Here is a 15,888-nt window from a genome sequence, read left to right as displayed (position 1 = left end):
CGCCCTCCTTTCGTCATACTCGGGCTTGTCCCGAGTATCTGCAACGATGTGATCTCGTTCACGTCGGCGGATCGTCCGCAGCCGGTCGAGGACGATGTTGTGCGAAAACGGAGCTTATCGGCAAACTGAGCGGTACCTTCGGATGACCGTTTGGCTTCACGCCGTGCTCATCGTGTCGCGACGCCTCCACTGTGGCTCTTCCTGCCGACAGCCTGTCATCCCTCTGTCATCCCCCTTCGCTACCTCGCCCTCATGACCGAAAACCCCGTCCTCCGCCTCGGCATCATCGCCGATCCGCAATATGCCGATCTCGCGCCGAACCTCGCGCTCGACCGCCACTTCCGCCAGTCGCTCGGCAAGCTGGAGGAGGCGATCGCGGTGTTCAACGGGCGTGAGTTGGATGCCGTGGTCACGCTCGGCGATCTGATCGACCGGGACTGGGAAAGCTTCGATCCGGCGCTGGCGGTCTACCGCCGTCTGCGGCACAAGGCGCTGTTCCTGCCCGGGAATCACGATTTCTCGGTGGCGCCGGAGCATCTGGGCGATGTGCACCGCCGCCTCGGCATGCCGGCGCCCTATCACGATCTCCTCGTCGCCGGGCATCGCCTCGTCATTCTCGACGGCAGCGAGGTCAGCCTGTTCGCCGTGCCGAAGGGTCATCCGCGCCGCGAGCAGGCGAAGGCCCGGCTGCAGGCGCTGACGGCGGCGGGCGCCATCAATGCCGAGCGCTGGAACGGGGGCCTGAGCGAGGCGCAGTTCGCCTGGCTTGTCGAGGTGCTCGACCAGGCCCGCGACGACGGCGAGCCGGTCGTCATCCTCTGCCACTACCCGGTCGCCCCCGAAAACGCGCACGACCTCTGGGACGCGCAGCGCCTGCTCGACACGCTGCGGGACTATCCGAACGTGCGCGCCTGGCTTTGCGGCCACAACCATGCCGGCAACACCGTGACGCGCGACGGCACGCACTACGTCACCTTCCGCGGCATGGTGGATACGCCCGACCGGAACGCCTTCGCGATTGTCAGCCTCTACGAGAACCGGCTGGAGATCGAGGGTTTCGGGCGGGAGGACAGCCGGGTGATCCGGGCGGAAACGTAAGCGGAGATTTTAAAAGTCTGCGAATGCACCGCCATTGCCGCCGCAATGATGCCCGGTTTCCCCGGATGCTGCGGGCATCGTCCTGTCCTGAAAGGAAACCCGGCTTGCGTCGTCCCGTTCTCGCCCTTGGCCTGCTCGCTCTCTCCGCCACCGCCGCTTTCGCCGCCACCGCCGCTTTCGCGGCCAGCGATGTCGATGTCACCTGCACGATCATGCTCGATGCCGCCACCGGCAAGGTGCTGATCGAGGAGGGCGACTGCGCCACCCGCACGACGCCGGCCTCCACCTTCAAGATCCCGCTGGCGCTGATCGGCTACGACACCGGTTTCCTCAAGGATGCGGCGACCCCGGTGCTGTCCTATCAAAAGGGCGATCCGGACTGGGGCGGGGCCAACTGGCTGCGGGATACGAACCCGGCCGACTGGATGCGCTATTCCGTCGTCTGGTATTCGCAGCGTATCACGCGCGCGCTCGGCCGCGAGACGCCGGAGCGCTATCTCCAGCGTTTCCACTACGGCAATGCCGACCTCTCCGGCGATCCGGGTTTCGACAACGGGCTGGAGCGGGCCTGGATCGCCTCGTCGCTGCAGGTTTCGCCGCGCGAGCAGGTCGCGTTCCTGCGCGGGCTGGTCAACGCCACGCTGCCGGTCGGGGCCGAAGCGGTCGAGAAGACGAAGCGCATCGTGGAAAGCCGCGCCGTCGGCGGCTGGACGATCCACGGCAAGACCGGCGCTGCCTTTCCGCGCAACGCCGATCGCAGCTTCGACTATGCCCATGGCTGGGGCTGGTATGTCGGCTGGGCCGAGCCGGATGGCGCGACGGACAGGACCGTGGTCTTCGCCCGGCTGATCCGCACGCGGGAGAAGACGCAGACCTCGCCGGGCGTGCTGACGCGCGACGCGCTGTTTGCGCAATGGCCTGCGCTCTCGAAGACCCTGCGCCCCTGACAACCTGTCCATCGCCTGTTGCGGGCTTGAAATGTCGCGAAAATTTTACTTTCACCGCGGCGGGAAGATGCCAAGATGCCTGCGACGAAATGACCGGATTCCGGCCTGACATCGGTCGGGCGGGATCGGGCCATGTCCGTCGGTCACGCATGTCGGAACGGGCGCCTGCAACGGGCGTCGCCACCAGAGAGGACTCCCATGAAACTGAGAACCCTGTTTCTCGCCGCGGCGCTGGCAGGCCTTGCCGCCGGTGCCGTGACGGCCGCCGAGCCGCAAGAGGTGCGCGAAGGCCTGATGAAGAAGATCGGCGGCTCCATGGGCGCGCTCTCGGCCATCGCCAAGGGCCAGAAGCCCTATGATGCCGACGTGGTGAAGGCGTCGCTGACCGCGATCAGCACCAGCATCAAGGCGTTTCCGAATCAGTTCCCGGCGGGGTCGGAAGCCAATTCCGAGGCGAGCCCGAAGATTTGGGAGAACAAGGCTGATTTCGACGCCAAGGCCGCGAGCCTCGGTGCGGATGCCGACACGCTGCTGGCGCAGCTGCCCGCCGATCCGGCCGGCGTGGGTGCCGCGCTCGGCAAGCTCGGCCCCCATTGCGGCGACTGTCATCAGGTCTACCGCGTCAAGAAGTAAGCGGTAGACCGGGACGAACCTCCGCCCTGCCTTTGCCGATTACGGCAGTCCGCGCCCGCGCGGGAGGCCGCCGGCATCCGGCAAGGCCAGACGTCGCCGGAGAACCGGTTGCCCAGTCCCGTCGGCCGGGTGGTCGGGGTCTGGCCCGGCGCTGTGGCGTTCGTCAGGGATCGGCGGAACCGGCGATCCCGAAACGGCCGGCGCAACCGAACAGATCGAACCTGACAGCCTCTGACAACAAGGAGCCGCCGCATGGCCCGTCGCGCGCGCAAACTCGTCTCGACCGTCCTCTTCCTCGGCGTCGTGGTCGCGGGCGGCGCCTGGTTCGTTACCAAGCCCGAGCGCTGGCCGGCCGCACATTGGGACGGGCTCGGCGCGCCGGATCTCGCGAAAGGCGAGCAGGTGTTCTGGGCCGGCGGCTGCACCAGCTGCCACGCCGCACCGGGCGCGCAGGGTGACGCCAAGCTGGTGCTGAGCGGCGGCCTCCCACTCAAAAGCCCGTTCGGCACCTTCCATGTGCCCAATATCTCCACCGACGAGGCCGCCGGCATCGGCCGCTGGACGCTCGCCCAGTTCGGCGATGCCATGACGCGCGGCGTCGGCCCGGATGGCGAGCATCTCTACCCGTCCTTTCCCTACGGCTCCTATGCCCGGCTGACGCCGACGGACCTCAACGACCTGTTCGGCTACATCAAGACCCTGCCGAAGAGCGAAAACGTCGCCCCGCCGCACGACCTGCCGTTCCCCTACGATATCAGGGCGTCGCTCGGCGGCTGGAAGCTGCTCTTCTACAGCGACAAGCCGCGCGTGCCGGTCGATCAGGCGAATGCGAAGCTGGTGCGCGGCCAGTATCTCGTCGAGGGCCCCGGCCATTGCGGCGAATGCCACACGCCGCGCAACGCGCTCGGCGGCTTCCGAACCGACCTCTGGCTCGCCGGCGCGCCAAACCCGGACGGCGAGGGGCAGATCCCCAACATCACGCCCGGCTCGAAGGCCATCGCCGCCTGGTCGGAAGCCGACATCGCCACCTATCTCGAAACCGGCTTCACCCCGGATTTCGACAGCGCCGGCGGCTCCATGGCCGAGGTCTTGCAGAACATCGCCAAACTCCCCGCCGCCGACCGCGAGGCAATCGCCGCCTATCTGAAGGCGGTGCCGGCGCGGTAGCGCTTGCAGAAAGTGCAAGCACAAGCCAGGATGCGGCAGGAACGACCGGCATCGCATGATCCTGCAGGCCGTTCTCGCGGACCCCGTGTCCGGAACGATCGCATGGGCGGATATCGAAGCACTGCTGATCGCGCTCGGCTGCAAGGTTCTCGAAGGATCGGGGTCCCGTGTAAGGTTCGTCTGCGGGTCCGAGATCGAAAGCTTTCACCGTCCGCATCCGGAGAAGGAAGCCAAGCGCTATCAGGTTCGAGCGGCGCGTGATTTTATCAAGCGTATGGGAGGTCAACCATGAACGTCATGTCGCACAAGGGCTATTTCGCGCGGGTGGAATATGATGCCGAGGACGAGATCTTCTTCGGCCGTCTCGCCGGCATCACCGATGGCGTCGGATTTCACGCAGACACGGTCTCCGACCTGAAAGCCGCGTTCCACGACGCCGTGGACGACTATATCGAGACCTGCGCCAAGGCCGGCAAGGACCCGCAAAAACCCTATTCCGGCCGCATGATGTTCCGCGTCGATCCCGAGATCCACGCCAAGGCCGCCCGCGCGGCAGCACTCGCCGGCAAGAGCCTCAATCAGTGGGCCGCCGAAGTGCTGGCGGAGGCTGCGACGGAAGATGCCTGATCTGATGACTGCCGTTACGGTCAAAAGCGAAAGCCACGCAAATTCGTTCTGCAACCGTGCGATTTTGAAGGACCGACCAGGCATTCCGGCCTTGAGCTGGAATGCCGCGACCTGACGTCCGTCAGGTCAAAAGATTCGTTTCATCTTACGGACGTGAACGGCTGGCAACTGTATCGTCAGGATCGGTTTAAGCTGCTTTGAATGGAGTTTTATCCCTTATGGTGGCATTTGCGATTGTCAGCATTTTGCGGGCGAGGCGAAGGCGCCACTACTCACGCAGTGCGACCAGTTGATCCCGCCGCGTATTCAAGCTTTTCAGCCGTTGCCGGGCTGGATCGACCCTTCTGCTGAGAGGGGCGAAGGTGTTTTTCCTATCCACGCCAGCATCTACGCATCGACCCCGTCGGTCTTAACCATCTGCCGATGGCCCTGGCAAATTCGCGGGCTCTTGCGGGATTAGCGCGGGAATACAGAGTACCGCGCTCGTCCAGCGGCTCGCGCAGGAATCTGTCATAGCGTTCTGTCGCTTCCAAGATGATGACGACATCGCGCCCGGCAAGCGTATCGAGCCATTCGCCAATGCCAGGTTTTGCATTGTGCATGCGGATCTCCATCCTTGGTCTGACCGTCGGCGATATTAAGATAAGCCTTGGCGACATCGCATCCGATAGAAACAGGTTGCATCATGGCGAGCCTCATCCTGTGCCTCAAGGCCCGGGTTCACGGCCTCCATCAACTGTTCAGGTTAGGATTATCAAGGGTGGGCGGAGGCCCAAAATCCACCAAACGGTCTTTAGAGACCAGGATTCCGACGTCCTTCCTCCTACATCGTCTATAACACATTCCCGATACACGGGATTCCGGCTCAAGGCCGGAATGACGGGGATGGATGGTACGTCATCCTCTAAAAGCGAATTGCCGCGCTCAAACCGGATCGCGCGCCTTTTCGCCATCGATCTTCGCCATGGGCGCCGCCTCCAGCGCGGCCTTCGCTTCCCCGCGCAGGGCTTGCGGCGCGGAAGGGTGGCCGTGGAGGTTGCGGATCTCGTCGGCGACCAGGGCCTGGAGGCGCCAGAGGTTGCGGTCGCGGATGCCGACGGCTTCGAGGTGGAGGACGGTGTTGTAGAGATATTCGGCGCAGGAGCCGACATGGCCGCAGGCGCGGGCGAGGATGCGGGCGACCTCTTCGAGCGGCAGGCGGGAGACGGCGTCGTGGCCGGTCGATCCGAGCCAGAAACCCAGCACCTTGACGGGCCCTTCCAGCGTGCTGACCGGCATCCAGCGGACGGTGGAGACGGTTTCGCGGGCGGAGAGCTCGCGGCGCAGCAGGCGCTCGATCTGGGCGATGCGGTCGTCGTCGGCCAGACGGTAGATGACGCCGTCGCAGCGGCCGCCCCGCTCCAGCGCCATCATCAGCCCCGGCGCCGCGCGCGAGCCGCGCCAGCGGTCGATCTTCAGCGAAAAGGCGCGGTGCCAGCCATAGGCGGTGGCGCGGCGGCTTTCCACCGAAGAGAATTCCGGCTTCCAGATCAGCGAGCCATAGGCAAAGACCCAGAGCGGCGCGCCGCCGGATTGCGCATCGAGTGTAAGGGCGAGCGCCCGGTAATCCTCGTCCTCCATCGGCGTCCACCGCGCGTTCAGCCCGGGATCTTCCTCCTCGCGATAACAGAGCGCCACCAGCTCCGGCGTCAGCGACATCCGGCGCGGCGCGGCACGCGGCGATGCAGGCGATGTTGCGGAGGGACTCTTGGACATGGAAGCACGTTTCCTTGCGGACATCGAACGCTCCTCCTGCCCCTATCGGAGGCCGGAGCGGTTCGTCTGTCAAGACGGCGGGGCACCGGCGGCGTCGATGACGCGCCGTTTTTCGCACGCGACCGGTGCGCGGCGGCGACGACGGGCTGACGTAAGGTGGCAGAGGACGCGTCTCAAGGGGTCGGGCCGTCTTCGGGCAGGACGCCGCCGACCGGATCGATGCGGGCGACGAGAAAATCGATGAAGGCGCGGATGCGCGCGGCGAGGTGTTCATGGCTGGCGAAGACGGCGTGGATCGTTTCGCGATCGGCCGGGCGGTGCGCCTGCAGCAGCGGCACGAGGCGGCCGGCATCGACATCCGGCTGGATGTGGAAGGCGCCGATGCGGCCGATGCCGACGCCATCGAGGCAGAGCCGGCGCATGATGAAGCCGGCATTGACGAGAACCGCCGGCTCGAACGGCCGCCGGATCGTCTCGCCGGTCGCCGGGTCGAGAAACGGCCATTCCGCCCGCATGCCCGGAATGTTGAAGCCCATGCAGGCGTGGCGGGCGAGATCGGCCGGCACCTGCGGCGTGCCGTGCCGGGCGAGATAGGCCGGCGAGGCCACCAGCAGGCGGTGGCTGTCGAGCAGTTTCCGCGTCTTCAGGGAGGAATCGCGAAGGGCCCCGGAGGACCGGATGGCGATATCGGTGCGATCGCCGACGAGATCCACCACATCGTCGCTGAGCGACAGATCGATGAGGACATGCGGATAGAGGCTGTGGAACTCGCCGATCAGCGGCAGGATGAAGCGCTCGGCAAAGGCCATCAGCGCGCTGACCCGCAACACGCCGCGCGGCACGGCCTGCGTGCCGCTGGCGATCAGGCGCTCCGTCTCGTTGATCTCGGCGAGGATGGTGCGGGCGCGCGCCAGATAGAGCGCGCCCTCCGGCGTCGGCTGCAGCGTGCGGGTGGTGCGCACCAGAAGCCGCGTTCCCAGCCGGTCCTCCAGCCTTGCAACGAGCTTGCTGACCGCCGAGGGCGACAGGCCGAGCCGGCGGCCGGCGGCCGAAAAGCCGCCGCCCTCCACCGCCGCCACGAAGACCTCCATCTCGCCCGCTCTGTTGTCCATGGGTCACCGCTCATGAATTCAAATCACAGGTGATTATCCGATAGGCCGGATTATCGCACAAGCGGGCAGCGTCTATATCGTCGTCAGATCAGCGGCCGGCTCCGAAACGCCATCGCCGCGCACCCCTTTCCCACCTCACGGAGGCTGCCTGTGCCCCTTGCTCTCTTCGCCCTGACGATTGCGGCCTACGCGATCGGAACCACCGAATTCGTGATCGTCGGCCTGTTGCCGACGGTCGCCCGCGACCTCGGCATCACCCTGCCGATGGCCGGTCTCATCGTCTCGATCTATGCACTCGGCGTCACCTTCGGCGCGCCGATCCTCACCGCGCTGACCGGGCGCATCGGGCGCAAACCGCTGCTGCTCGGGCTGATGGCGCTCTTCATCGTCGGCAACGGGCTGGCGGCGGTCTCGCCCGGCTATGGTCTCCTCCTTGTCGCGCGTGTCCTCTCGGCCTTTGCGCATGGCGTGTTCTTTTCCGTCGGCGCGACGATTGCGGCGGGGCTGGTGCCGGAGAACCGGCGGGCTTCGGCCATCTCCATGATGTTCATGGGCCTGACGGTCGCCATCGTCACCGGCGTGCCCCTCGGCACGCTGATCGGGCAGACTTTTGGCTGGCGCGCTACCTTCTTGGCCGTGGCCGGTCTCGGGTTCATCGCCCTGGCCGCCATCGCGCTGCTGCTGCCGGCCCATCTGCCCTCCAGCCCGCCGGCCCGGATCCTCGACCAGGTGAAGGTTCTCGGCAGCGGCCGCCTGCTCCTCGTCTTCGGCATGACGGCGCTCGGCTATGGCGGGACCTTCGTCACCTTCACCTATCTCGCGCCGCTGCTCGAAGAGATCACCGGCCTGTCCGCCTCCGCCGTCAGCCTCGTGCTGGTGCTCTACGGGCTGGCGATCGCGGCCGGCAACCTTGCCGGGGGGCGGCTCGCCAACCGCCATCCGGTCAAGGCGCTCGCCGTTCTCTTCGCGGCCCAGGCGCTGGTTCTGCTGCTCCTCACCTTCACGGCCAGTGCCACCATTCCTGCCCTCGTCACGCTGACCGCGCTCGGCTTCCTCTCCTTCGCCACCGTGCCCGGCCTGCAGCTTTACGTGGTGGAACTGGCGCGCCAGCACCGCCCGGCCGCCGTCGATGTCGCCTCGGCGCTGAATATCGCCGCCTTCAACCTCGGCATCGCCGCCGGCGCCTGGATCGGCGGCCTCACCGTCGCCTCCGCGCTGGGGCTCGGGGCCACGCCCTGGGTCGGCGCGCTGATGGTGCTGGGCGCGCTGGGGCTGACGGTTATCAGCGCATCGCTCGACGGACGCGAAAAGACGCTGAAGCCCGCTTGCGCCTGACTTCCCCTTTCGAAAGGACAACCTCCATGGACCACCGCACCCTCGGCCGATCCGGCCTGAACGTTCCCGTGCTCAGCTTCGGCGCTGGCACCTTCGGCGGCTCCGGCCCCCTGTTCGGCGCCTGGGGCACGGCCGGCGAGACCGAAGCGTGCAGACTGGTCGATATCTGCCTGGACGCGGGCGTCACGCTGTTCGACACAGCCGATGTCTATTCCAACGGAGCCTCCGAGACGGTTCTGGGTGCGGCCATCAAGGGACGGCGCGACAAGGTGCTGATCTCGACCAAGGCCGGCCTGCCGATGGGAGACGGCCCGAACGCGGCGGGAACCTCGCGCAGCCGGCTGATCCGCAGCGTCGACGCCGCCCTGCAACGGCTCGGAACCGACGTGATCGACATTTTCCAGCTGCACGCCTTCGACGCGTCGACGCCGGTCGAGGAGGTTCTGGCCACGCTCGACCTGCTCGTGCGGGCGGGCAAGCTGCGCTATGTCGGTATTTCCAACTTTGCCGGCTGGCAGATCATGAAGTCCCTCGCCGTCGCCGAAAAACATGGCTGGCCGCGCTATGTCGCAAACCAGGTCTACTACTCCCTCCTCGGCCGCGACTACGAATGGGATCTCATGCCGCTCGGCAAGGATCAGGGGCTCGGCGCCCTCGTTTGGAGCCCGCTCGGCTGGGGTCGCCTGACGGGCAGGATCGGCCGCGACCGGCCGGTGCCGGAAACGAGCCGCCTGCACGCGACCGCGGCGTTCGGGCCACCGGTCGAGGACGATCACCTTTATCGCGTGATCGATGCGCTGGATGCGGTGGCGAAGGAGACGGGCAGGACCGTGCCGCAGGTGGCGATCAACTGGCTGCTGCAACGCCCGACGGTCGCCTCCGTCATCCTCGGCGCCCGCAACGAGGCACAGCTTCTCGACAATCTCGGCGCCATCGGCTGGCAGCTCAGCGCCGAGCAGATTCGTGTTCTGGATGCGGCAAGCACGGTGACGGCACCCTATCCGCATTTCCCCTATCGCAGGCAGGAAGGCTTCGCCCGGCTGGATCCACCGCTGACCGCGTGATCCGGTTTCCGCAGGGGCCGGCCTTTATGGGAACCTTCCGCGGCCCGGTCCCATTACATCTCTCTCCGGACGGCGCGTTGGCCGACCGGAAAACCAGCGCGGAGAATCCCTTGGCGGGATTTCAGCATCCTCTTGTGGAGGATCAGCGCACCCCCCTTCCCCGCCTGGCCGCACAGAGGCCGGGCTCTTTCGACCCAGGAGACAGACCCATGAACATCGTCAAAGCCAATGGCGCCGAGATCCCCGCGCTCGGTTTCGGGACCTTCCGCATGCCCGGACCGGAGGTTCTCCAGATCGTGCCGAAGGCCATCCAGCACGGCTTTCGCCATGTGGACACGGCCCAGATCTACGGCAACGAGGCGGAGGTGGGGACGGCGATCCAGCAGTCCGGCGTTGCCCGCAACGAGATCTTTCTGACGACCAAGGTCTGGCCGGAGAAATACGCCCGGTCGAGCTTCGCGCAGTCGGTGGACGAGAGCCTGACGAAGCTGAAGACCGACCATGTCGATCTGCTGCTGCTGCACTGGCCGCGCGGAAGCTCCGTGCCGCTCGAAGAACAGATCGAGGGCCTGAATGCCGCGGTCAAGGCCGGCAAGACGCGGCATATCGGCATCAGCAATTTCAACACAGACGACATGCGCGCGGCGAGCCGCCTCTCGGCGGCGCCGCTGGTGACCAACCAGATCGAGTATCACCCCTATATCGACCAGTCGAAAGTGCTGCAGACGGCCCGCGCGCTGGGCCAGTCGATCACCGCCTACTACGCCATGGCCGACGGCCGGGTGCCAAAGGAGGCGCTGCTGAACGACATCGCCAGCCGCCACGGCAAGACCGCGGCACAGGTGGTGCTGCGCTGGCTGATCCAGCAGGACGGCGTGATCACCCTGTCGAAGACCGCGACCGAAGCACGGCTCGCCGAAAACATCGGCATCTTCGATTTCGCGCTGTCGGACGAGGAGATGGCGGCCATCCACGCACTCGCCCGCCCCGACGGCCGCATCGTCAATCCGGGGCATCTCGCGCCGACGTGGGATGAGGCGGCGTAAAGGCCGGCTTGCCGCCATTGCGATCCAGCGAGACACACCACGGGCTTCATGGCCCGCGGTGGTGGGGCCAGAACGTTCCCGTCCGTCATGCTCGGGCTCGTCCCGAGCATCTGCAACGCTTTGTATATGTTGACGTTATCAGATCCTCGGGACAAGCCCGAGGATAAGGGAGGGTGGCGTGGGCCGCGACGAATGACCGCCATGGGTCCAGATGCATCGTCATAGGGCTGAACCGTGTGCATCGCTGCCCGAGGCGTTATAGACGGATGAGGACCGCCGGAAGCAGCGCTCCTCTCCCTCAGACGAAACCGCCCTCAAACGAACTGGCGCAGACCCGGGACCGAGTTGATCACCGCATCCACCGTTTCGTCGCCGGCGTGTTCGCGGGCGTAGGCCAGCGTTTCCTTGGCGAGGCCGGTGATTTCGCCCATGGAGAGGCCCTGGCCCATCAACTGCTGGCCGAGCGCCATGACGCCGCCGCCGACGGCGCCGATGACCTTGCCGAGCAGGCCGGTCTTGGCGCCTTCGCCATTGAAGCGGGCGACCAGCTCCGGCGCGCCGGGCACGGCTTCGATCATGCGCGCGACGGGGCCGGCATCGGCTTCGCGCTGCAGGAAGCCCAACATCATGCCGATCGCCTTTTCCGCCTTGTCCGGCTCGATGCCGACATTATCGGATACGCGGGTGACCAGTTCGCTCATGCTCTTCTCCTCGGCAAGCGTTCTAACGTTCACGTCAACGTAAAGGGATGGCGGGAGAAATCAAGCCGTCTCGCGGCGCTTTTCGCCCGGTCTCGGCGAAACCGTGCCGCATGGTAAAGCGGCCGCCCGCAGACCGCAATGCCGGCACCGGCGGGCGCGTTTGCCTGCCCGCCCATGTGCCTTCCGCGTGACGGTGTGCGTGACGATATGCACAGCGTGCGTGCCTGGCGGCTTGCCGGCTTGTCTGCCCACGGGCAACGTATAGTATCGCGCACAAACAAGCGAATGGATCCCCGATATGGCAATGCTGCAGCCCGGAATGCTCTACCTCGGCACGAGCCGCAAGCCGGACGACACGCTCGACAAGGGCGAATACCTGACGCTCAAATACGGCAACCGCCACGGGCTGGTGACGGGTGCCACGGGCACCGGCAAGACGGTGACGCTGCAGGTGCTGGCCGAGGGCTTTGCGAGCGCCGGCGTGCCGGTGTTCTGCGCCGATATCAAGGGCGACCTGTCCGGCATCGCCGCCCGGGGCGAGCCCAAGGATTTCCTGCTCAAGCGCGCCGCCGAGATCGGGCTCGACCCTTACGAGTTCACCCAGTTTCCGGTGATCTTCTGGGATCTCTACGGTGAAAAGGGCCACCGCGTGCGCACCACCATGTCGGAGATGGGGCCCCTCCTCCTGTCGCGGCTGATGAATGCGACGGATGCGCAGGAGGGCGTGCTCAACATCGCCTTCAAGATCGCCGACGAAGGCGGGCTGCCGCTTCTCGACTTGAAGGATCTGCGCGCGCTGCTGACCTATATGAGCGAGAATGCGAGCGCGCTGTCGTCCACCGTCGGGCTGATCTCCAAAGCCTCCGTCGGCTCGATCCAGCGGGAACTGCTGATTCTCGAGCAGCAGGGCGCCGAGCACTTCTTCGGCGAGCCGGCGCTGAAGGTGACCGACATCATGCGCGTGACGCCGGACGGTCGCGGCACGATCTCGGTGCTGGCCGCCGACAGACTGATGATGAACCCGCGGCTTTACGGCACCTTCCTTCTCTGGCTGCTGTCGGAGCTGTTCGAGGAACTGCCGGAGGTGGGCGACCCGGAAAAGCCGCGGCTGGTGTTCTTCTTCGACGAGGCGCATCTTCTCTTCAAGGACGCGCCGAAGGTGCTGCTGGAGCGCATCGAGCAGGTGGTGCGCCTGATCCGCTCCAAGGGCGTCGGCGTCTACTTCGTCACCCAGAACCCGCTCGACGTGCCGGAAACCGTGCTGGCGCAGCTGGGCAACCGGGTGCAGCACGCGCTGCGCGCCTATACCCCGCGCGAACAGAAGGCCGTGAAGACCGCCGCCGAAACCTTCCGCCCGAATCCGGATTTCGACTGCGCCGAGGTGATCACCACGCTCTCGACCGGGGAAGCGCTGGTCTCGACGCTGGAGGGCAAGGGCTCGCCCTCCATGGTGGAGCGCACGCTGATCCGCCCGCCCTCCGCCCGTGTCGGGCCGCTGACCGAGCCCGAGCGGGCACAGGTGATGGCGCAGAGCCCCGTCGCCGGCGTCTACGACCGGGATGTCGACCGCGAATCGGCCTACGAGATCCTCGCCGCCCGCGCCGCCAAGGCGAGCCAGCAGGCGGAGGCCGCGCGCGAGGCGGAGGCACCGGACGCGCCCGCCACCGGCGGCAGCCGCTGGACGCTGCCGGGCTTCGGCGATGCGGACGCACCCGCGCAGAAGCCCGCACGCGCCGGCACCGCCGCCCGGCCGCGCAGTGCGGGCTATCAGCGCGAAACGGTGGTGGAAGCCGCCATGAAGACCGTGGCACGCACGGTCGCCTCCTCGCTCGGCCGGGCCCTGGTGCGCGGCATTCTCGGCAGCCTGAAGCGCTAGCGCTCGTCAGGGACGCGGAAAATCCGGCCATCCCCGGGAGACGAGCGGGGACGGAAGAATCGAACGTCCGGCGGGTTCGCACTGAACCGGACGGAGTTTCCGGGGCTGCCCCGAACAGATCGACGGCCGGCATTTGCCCGTTTTTCCAAGGCCTTGCCGGCCCGAGGCCGCGAGGGAGACCCGCAAATTTTGACAGGGCGACTTGCAATTGCCGGGGGGATCGTCTATCTCTTGGCTATCGATCTTGCATTTTGAGCTTTGCTCCCGCGCAACGCGCCGTTCAATCTTCTCTTTCAACGTCGATCTATCACCGCCCGCACACTGCGAGCGAAACTTCATCACGATTGAAAAGGAATCACGTCGTGGCAACAGGTACCGTAAAGTTCTTCAACGCAACCAAGGGCTTCGGCTTCATCGCTCCGGACAACGGCGCAAGCGACGTTTTCGTCCACATCTCGGCCGTTGAGCGCGCCGGCATGCGTTCGCTGAACGAAGGCCAGAAGGTCAACTTCGAAATCGTTCAGGACCGTCGTAGCGGCAAGAGCGCTGCCGACAACCTGTCCGCAGCCTAAGACGGAATTTCGTTTCCGGCGCCTGACCACGGATGTACTGGCAGAAACCGTCGAGACGATATCGAGAAGGTCGGGAATTTCCCGGCCTTTTTTTGTGACTTTCCTATGGGCATGGGTCGTCGTTGCGTTCGGTGCGCCTTGCGATCTCCGGCTCCCGCGGGACAGGATCGAGCCGGACCCGCCGGCTCGGAGACCATTCTCCTGCGGCTTTCGGCTGATGGCATCGTGATGGCAGTGCTCAGCTATCGACCTCCCAGCCGATGCGCGGCCCGCGATCCGGGGGAGCATGGCATCTGCGGGGACGACAGCAGATTCTCGGCACAAGGCCGCGAATGACGCAGGGGAGACCGAACGGTTGTTCGACATCCGAACCGGGCATCGAGAGACCTCGATCCGTATCGGACATGTCCATTGGCGCGCTTTGCGGTTCAGCCTGCCCTTCTCGCCGAATGGCCGCAGCCGGCCGGCCGGCATGCTTCGACCGCCGGTTTCGCCCTGTATTTCCTGTCCCTGGCGCTTTCGATTTCCGGTGTAATGCAGTAAGCTCTTCATAACATTGCGTATGTCGGCACTTTACATCCGGAACGGGCCTGCGAACGACGACGCGGCAGGCATCGGAGGCGGGGCAGGATCGACAGACACCGACACCAGACTGCGCGATCGTGGCCGACCGGCCTCCGACGCCTCACCGATACTCCCGAAGGAGAACGCCTTGGTTCCCGCCGACCGCCTGTTCAAGACCGAAACCCGCCCTGCGAACGCCAAAGCCACGCAGACCGATTCGGCCTCCCGATCCATCATCGAGGTGGAAGCCGCCCAGCGCCGCGCCAAGACCGAGCGGCTGAAGCAGGCCCGCATCGCCCAGGAAGCCAGCCAGACCGCGCCCGAAGCGCCCGTGAAAAAGGTCGCCAAGCCCCGCAAGAAGGCGTGAGGCGGTTTCCGGCTCATCAATGCCACGTTCTGGTGTCGGGCAACCGTTCCCCCCTCACCGCCGTCATGCTCGGGCCCGTCCGGAGCATCTGATGCCGGCACCGCAAACACCATGGTCCTCCAGATCGCGGATGGTGCAGCGGATCCTCGGCACAAGGCGAGCACGACGGCAGGGGCTGGCATCGCTCGACACCATAACGCTGCCATCGCGCGGCAATCGACCGGAAGCCGTCTTACGAGATAGGGCCTCTCTCGATCACGTCTCCCGTACGAAGCTGCGCCAAGCTCGTTCGCAGTCGATCGCAATCGCTTGCGTGGAGAGACGATGCAGCGTTTCCTGCATGCTATCGTCCTCACCCTCGATCATGAGAACCAGCGCCTCCGATCCCTGCCGGGTGACAAGCAGCAGTGCACGCGATCCGATGACGGCGTCGACATATGTCGCGATGTTCGGCTGAACTCCGTCACGTGCACTGGGGCCAAACGCACAGGGGCCAAATGCACAGGGGCCAACGGACCCTCCCCTTTTCGAACGTCTATGAATGTACGGATTTCCTGACATTCGCAAGATCGTACGATGTGGCGGTCTGGCCGTCGGACGATGAGCCCGCCCGCGCGGGACATTGGCGCACGAGACCTCCCCGCCTCTCCTTGCATCCGCAATATGCGTAACCATCTATGGAGTCTTGCCAGGAGACCCCCTTGTCCGACTTCATCAGCTACCTCTTCGCCATTTTCGTCGTCACGCCGCTTCAGGCCGAACTGACCGACCGCCTGCAGGGCATGCCCTCCGCCGCGCTGATCGAGGCCGGACGCGCCTGCATCTCGGCCGAAGGCCCCCGCCTGCTGCAGATGGCGCAGGACAACTGGGGCTGGGCCGCCGCCAACGCACTGGGCGTCACCGCCGGCCTCGTCGACCCCGTCACCCTCCTCTCGACCCAGAACGGCCAATGCGGCCTCGTGCGCAACGCCCTGATGAACGGAGCGGGCGAGGACGCGTGAGGGGGCCTCCCTTCCAGCCTCGT

The 15,888-nt window shown here is 66.0% G+C and carries 16 protein-coding genes; 13 read left to right on the top strand and 3 right to left on the bottom strand.

Annotated elements, in window-relative coordinates:
* Positions 1 to 252 precede the first annotated feature (252 nt).
* From LRX75_RS18335 to LRX75_RS18310, 6 genes are all read left to right on the top strand, one after another.
* Positions 253 to 1,098: a metallophosphoesterase gene (locus LRX75_RS18335; protein ID WP_231816111.1), complete on the top strand. Its 846-nt coding sequence runs from the start codon at positions 253 to 255 to the stop codon at positions 1,096 to 1,098.
* A 104-nt stretch (positions 1,099 to 1,202) separates the two neighbouring features.
* Positions 1,203 to 2,045 carry a class D beta-lactamase gene (blaOXA, locus tag LRX75_RS18330; RefSeq protein WP_231816110.1) on the top strand — a complete coding sequence of 281 codons (843 nt, stop codon included), beginning with the start codon at positions 1,203 to 1,205 and terminating at the stop codon, positions 2,043 to 2,045.
* Between the two features lie 198 nt (positions 2,046 to 2,243).
* Positions 2,244 to 2,678, top strand: a complete 435-nt coding sequence (locus LRX75_RS18325) for a c-type cytochrome (RefSeq protein WP_231816109.1) — start codon at positions 2,244 to 2,246, stop codon at positions 2,676 to 2,678.
* A 252-nt stretch (positions 2,679 to 2,930) separates the two neighbouring features.
* Positions 2,931 to 3,845, top strand: coding sequence for a cytochrome c (locus LRX75_RS18320; RefSeq protein WP_231816108.1), 915 nt, complete (start codon positions 2,931 to 2,933; stop codon positions 3,843 to 3,845).
* A gap of 55 nt (positions 3,846 to 3,900) precedes the next feature.
* A complete protein-coding gene (locus LRX75_RS18315; RefSeq protein WP_231816107.1) occupies positions 3,901 to 4,137 on the top strand; it encodes a type II toxin-antitoxin system HicA family toxin in 237 nt (78 codons plus the stop codon).
* Positions 4,134 to 4,472, top strand: coding sequence for a type II toxin-antitoxin system HicB family antitoxin (locus LRX75_RS18310; protein WP_231816106.1), 339 nt, complete (start codon positions 4,134 to 4,136; stop codon positions 4,470 to 4,472). The genes LRX75_RS18315 and LRX75_RS18310 overlap by 4 nt, the downstream gene beginning before the upstream one ends.
* 924 nt (positions 4,473 to 5,396) lie before the next feature.
* Here the strand turns inward: LRX75_RS18310 and LRX75_RS18305 are convergent.
* Positions 5,397 to 6,227 carry a gamma-glutamylcyclotransferase gene (locus LRX75_RS18305; protein WP_231816105.1) on the bottom strand — a complete coding sequence of 277 codons (831 nt, stop codon included), beginning with the start codon at positions 6,225 to 6,227 and terminating at the stop codon, positions 5,397 to 5,399.
* Positions 6,228 to 6,400: 173 nt separating this feature from the next.
* Complete coding sequence (locus LRX75_RS18300; RefSeq protein WP_231816104.1) at positions 6,401 to 7,339, bottom strand: LysR family transcriptional regulator; 939 nt, start codon at positions 7,337 to 7,339, stop codon at positions 6,401 to 6,403.
* 150 nt (positions 7,340 to 7,489) lie between these two features.
* Here LRX75_RS18300 and LRX75_RS18295 point away from each other — a divergent pair, with 150 nt between their 5' ends.
* The 3 genes from LRX75_RS18295 to LRX75_RS18285 all read left to right on the top strand — a co-directional run bounded on the left by LRX75_RS18295 (position 7,490) and on the right by LRX75_RS18285 (position 10,784).
* Positions 7,490 to 8,674: an MFS transporter gene (locus LRX75_RS18295; RefSeq protein WP_231816103.1), complete on the top strand. Its 1,185-nt coding sequence runs from the start codon at positions 7,490 to 7,492 to the stop codon at positions 8,672 to 8,674.
* 26 nt (positions 8,675 to 8,700) lie between these two features.
* Positions 8,701 to 9,738 carry an aldo/keto reductase gene (locus tag LRX75_RS18290; protein ID WP_231816102.1) on the top strand — a complete coding sequence of 346 codons (1,038 nt, stop codon included), beginning with the start codon at positions 8,701 to 8,703 and terminating at the stop codon, positions 9,736 to 9,738.
* Between the two features lie 209 nt (positions 9,739 to 9,947).
* Positions 9,948 to 10,784 (top strand): aldo/keto reductase, encoded by an 837-nt coding sequence (locus tag LRX75_RS18285; RefSeq protein ID WP_231816101.1) that lies wholly within the window; start codon positions 9,948 to 9,950, stop codon positions 10,782 to 10,784.
* Between the two features lie 314 nt (positions 10,785 to 11,098).
* Here the strand turns inward: LRX75_RS18285 and LRX75_RS18280 are convergent, their stop codons facing one another.
* Positions 11,099 to 11,485, bottom strand: a complete 387-nt coding sequence (locus tag LRX75_RS18280; protein WP_231816100.1) for a DUF2780 domain-containing protein — start codon at positions 11,483 to 11,485, stop codon at positions 11,099 to 11,101.
* A 304-nt stretch (positions 11,486 to 11,789) separates the two neighbouring features.
* Between LRX75_RS18280 and LRX75_RS18275 the strand changes: the two genes are divergently transcribed.
* The 4 genes from LRX75_RS18275 to LRX75_RS18260 all read left to right on the top strand — a co-directional run bounded on the left by LRX75_RS18275 (position 11,790) and on the right by LRX75_RS18260 (position 15,865).
* Positions 11,790 to 13,361 (top strand): helicase HerA-like C-terminal domain-containing protein, encoded by a 1,572-nt coding sequence (locus LRX75_RS18275; RefSeq protein ID WP_231816157.1) that lies wholly within the window; start codon positions 11,790 to 11,792, stop codon positions 13,359 to 13,361.
* A 362-nt stretch (positions 13,362 to 13,723) separates the two neighbouring features.
* Positions 13,724 to 13,933 carry a cold-shock protein gene (locus LRX75_RS18270; RefSeq protein ID WP_062469383.1) on the top strand — a complete coding sequence of 70 codons (210 nt, stop codon included), beginning with the start codon at positions 13,724 to 13,726 and terminating at the stop codon, positions 13,931 to 13,933.
* Between the two features lie 712 nt (positions 13,934 to 14,645).
* A complete protein-coding gene (locus LRX75_RS18265) occupies positions 14,646 to 14,864 on the top strand; it encodes a hypothetical protein (protein WP_231816099.1) in 219 nt (72 codons plus the stop codon).
* Positions 14,865 to 15,565: 701 nt separating this feature from the next.
* Positions 15,566 to 15,865, top strand: coding sequence for a hypothetical protein (locus LRX75_RS18260; protein ID WP_113151597.1), 300 nt, complete (start codon positions 15,566 to 15,568; stop codon positions 15,863 to 15,865).
* The last annotated feature ends 23 nt before the right edge of the window (positions 15,866 to 15,888 follow it).

The organism is Rhizobium quercicola, assembly GCF_021168455.1.
Lineage (GTDB): Bacteria > Pseudomonadota > Alphaproteobacteria > Rhizobiales > Rhizobiaceae > Ferranicluibacter > Ferranicluibacter quercicola.
Note: the sequence above shows the minus strand (reverse complement) of the source record. Positions and strands in the feature narration are given on the sequence as shown.

Bases quoted from the DNA above. Each gene is read 5' to 3' on its own strand.
- LRX75_RS18315 (WP_231816107.1), top strand. From the start codon at position 3,901: ATGATCCTGCAGGCCGTTCTCGCGGACCCCGTGTCCGGAACGATCGCA.
- LRX75_RS18310 (WP_231816106.1), top strand. From the start codon at position 4,134: ATGAACGTCATGTCGCACAAGGGCTATTTCGCGCGGGTGGAATATGAT.
- LRX75_RS18300 (WP_231816104.1), bottom strand. From the start codon at position 7,339: ATGGACAACAGAGCGGGCGAGATGGAGGTCTTCGTGGCGGCGGTGGAG.
- LRX75_RS18320 (WP_231816108.1), top strand. From the start codon at position 2,931: ATGGCCCGTCGCGCGCGCAAACTCGTCTCGACCGTCCTCTTCCTCGGC.
- LRX75_RS18285 (WP_231816101.1), top strand. From the start codon at position 9,948: ATGAACATCGTCAAAGCCAATGGCGCCGAGATCCCCGCGCTCGGTTTC.
- LRX75_RS18280 (WP_231816100.1), bottom strand. From the start codon at position 11,485: ATGAGCGAACTGGTCACCCGCGTATCCGATAATGTCGGCATCGAGCCG.
- LRX75_RS18275 (WP_231816157.1), top strand. From the start codon at position 11,790: ATGCTGCAGCCCGGAATGCTCTACCTCGGCACGAGCCGCAAGCCGGAC.
- LRX75_RS18305 (WP_231816105.1), bottom strand. From the start codon at position 6,227: ATGTCCAAGAGTCCCTCCGCAACATCGCCTGCATCGCCGCGTGCCGCG.
- LRX75_RS18290 (WP_231816102.1), top strand. From the start codon at position 8,701: ATGGACCACCGCACCCTCGGCCGATCCGGCCTGAACGTTCCCGTGCTC.
- LRX75_RS18335 (WP_231816111.1), top strand. From the start codon at position 253: ATGACCGAAAACCCCGTCCTCCGCCTCGGCATCATCGCCGATCCGCAA.
- LRX75_RS18325 (WP_231816109.1), top strand. From the start codon at position 2,244: ATGAAACTGAGAACCCTGTTTCTCGCCGCGGCGCTGGCAGGCCTTGCC.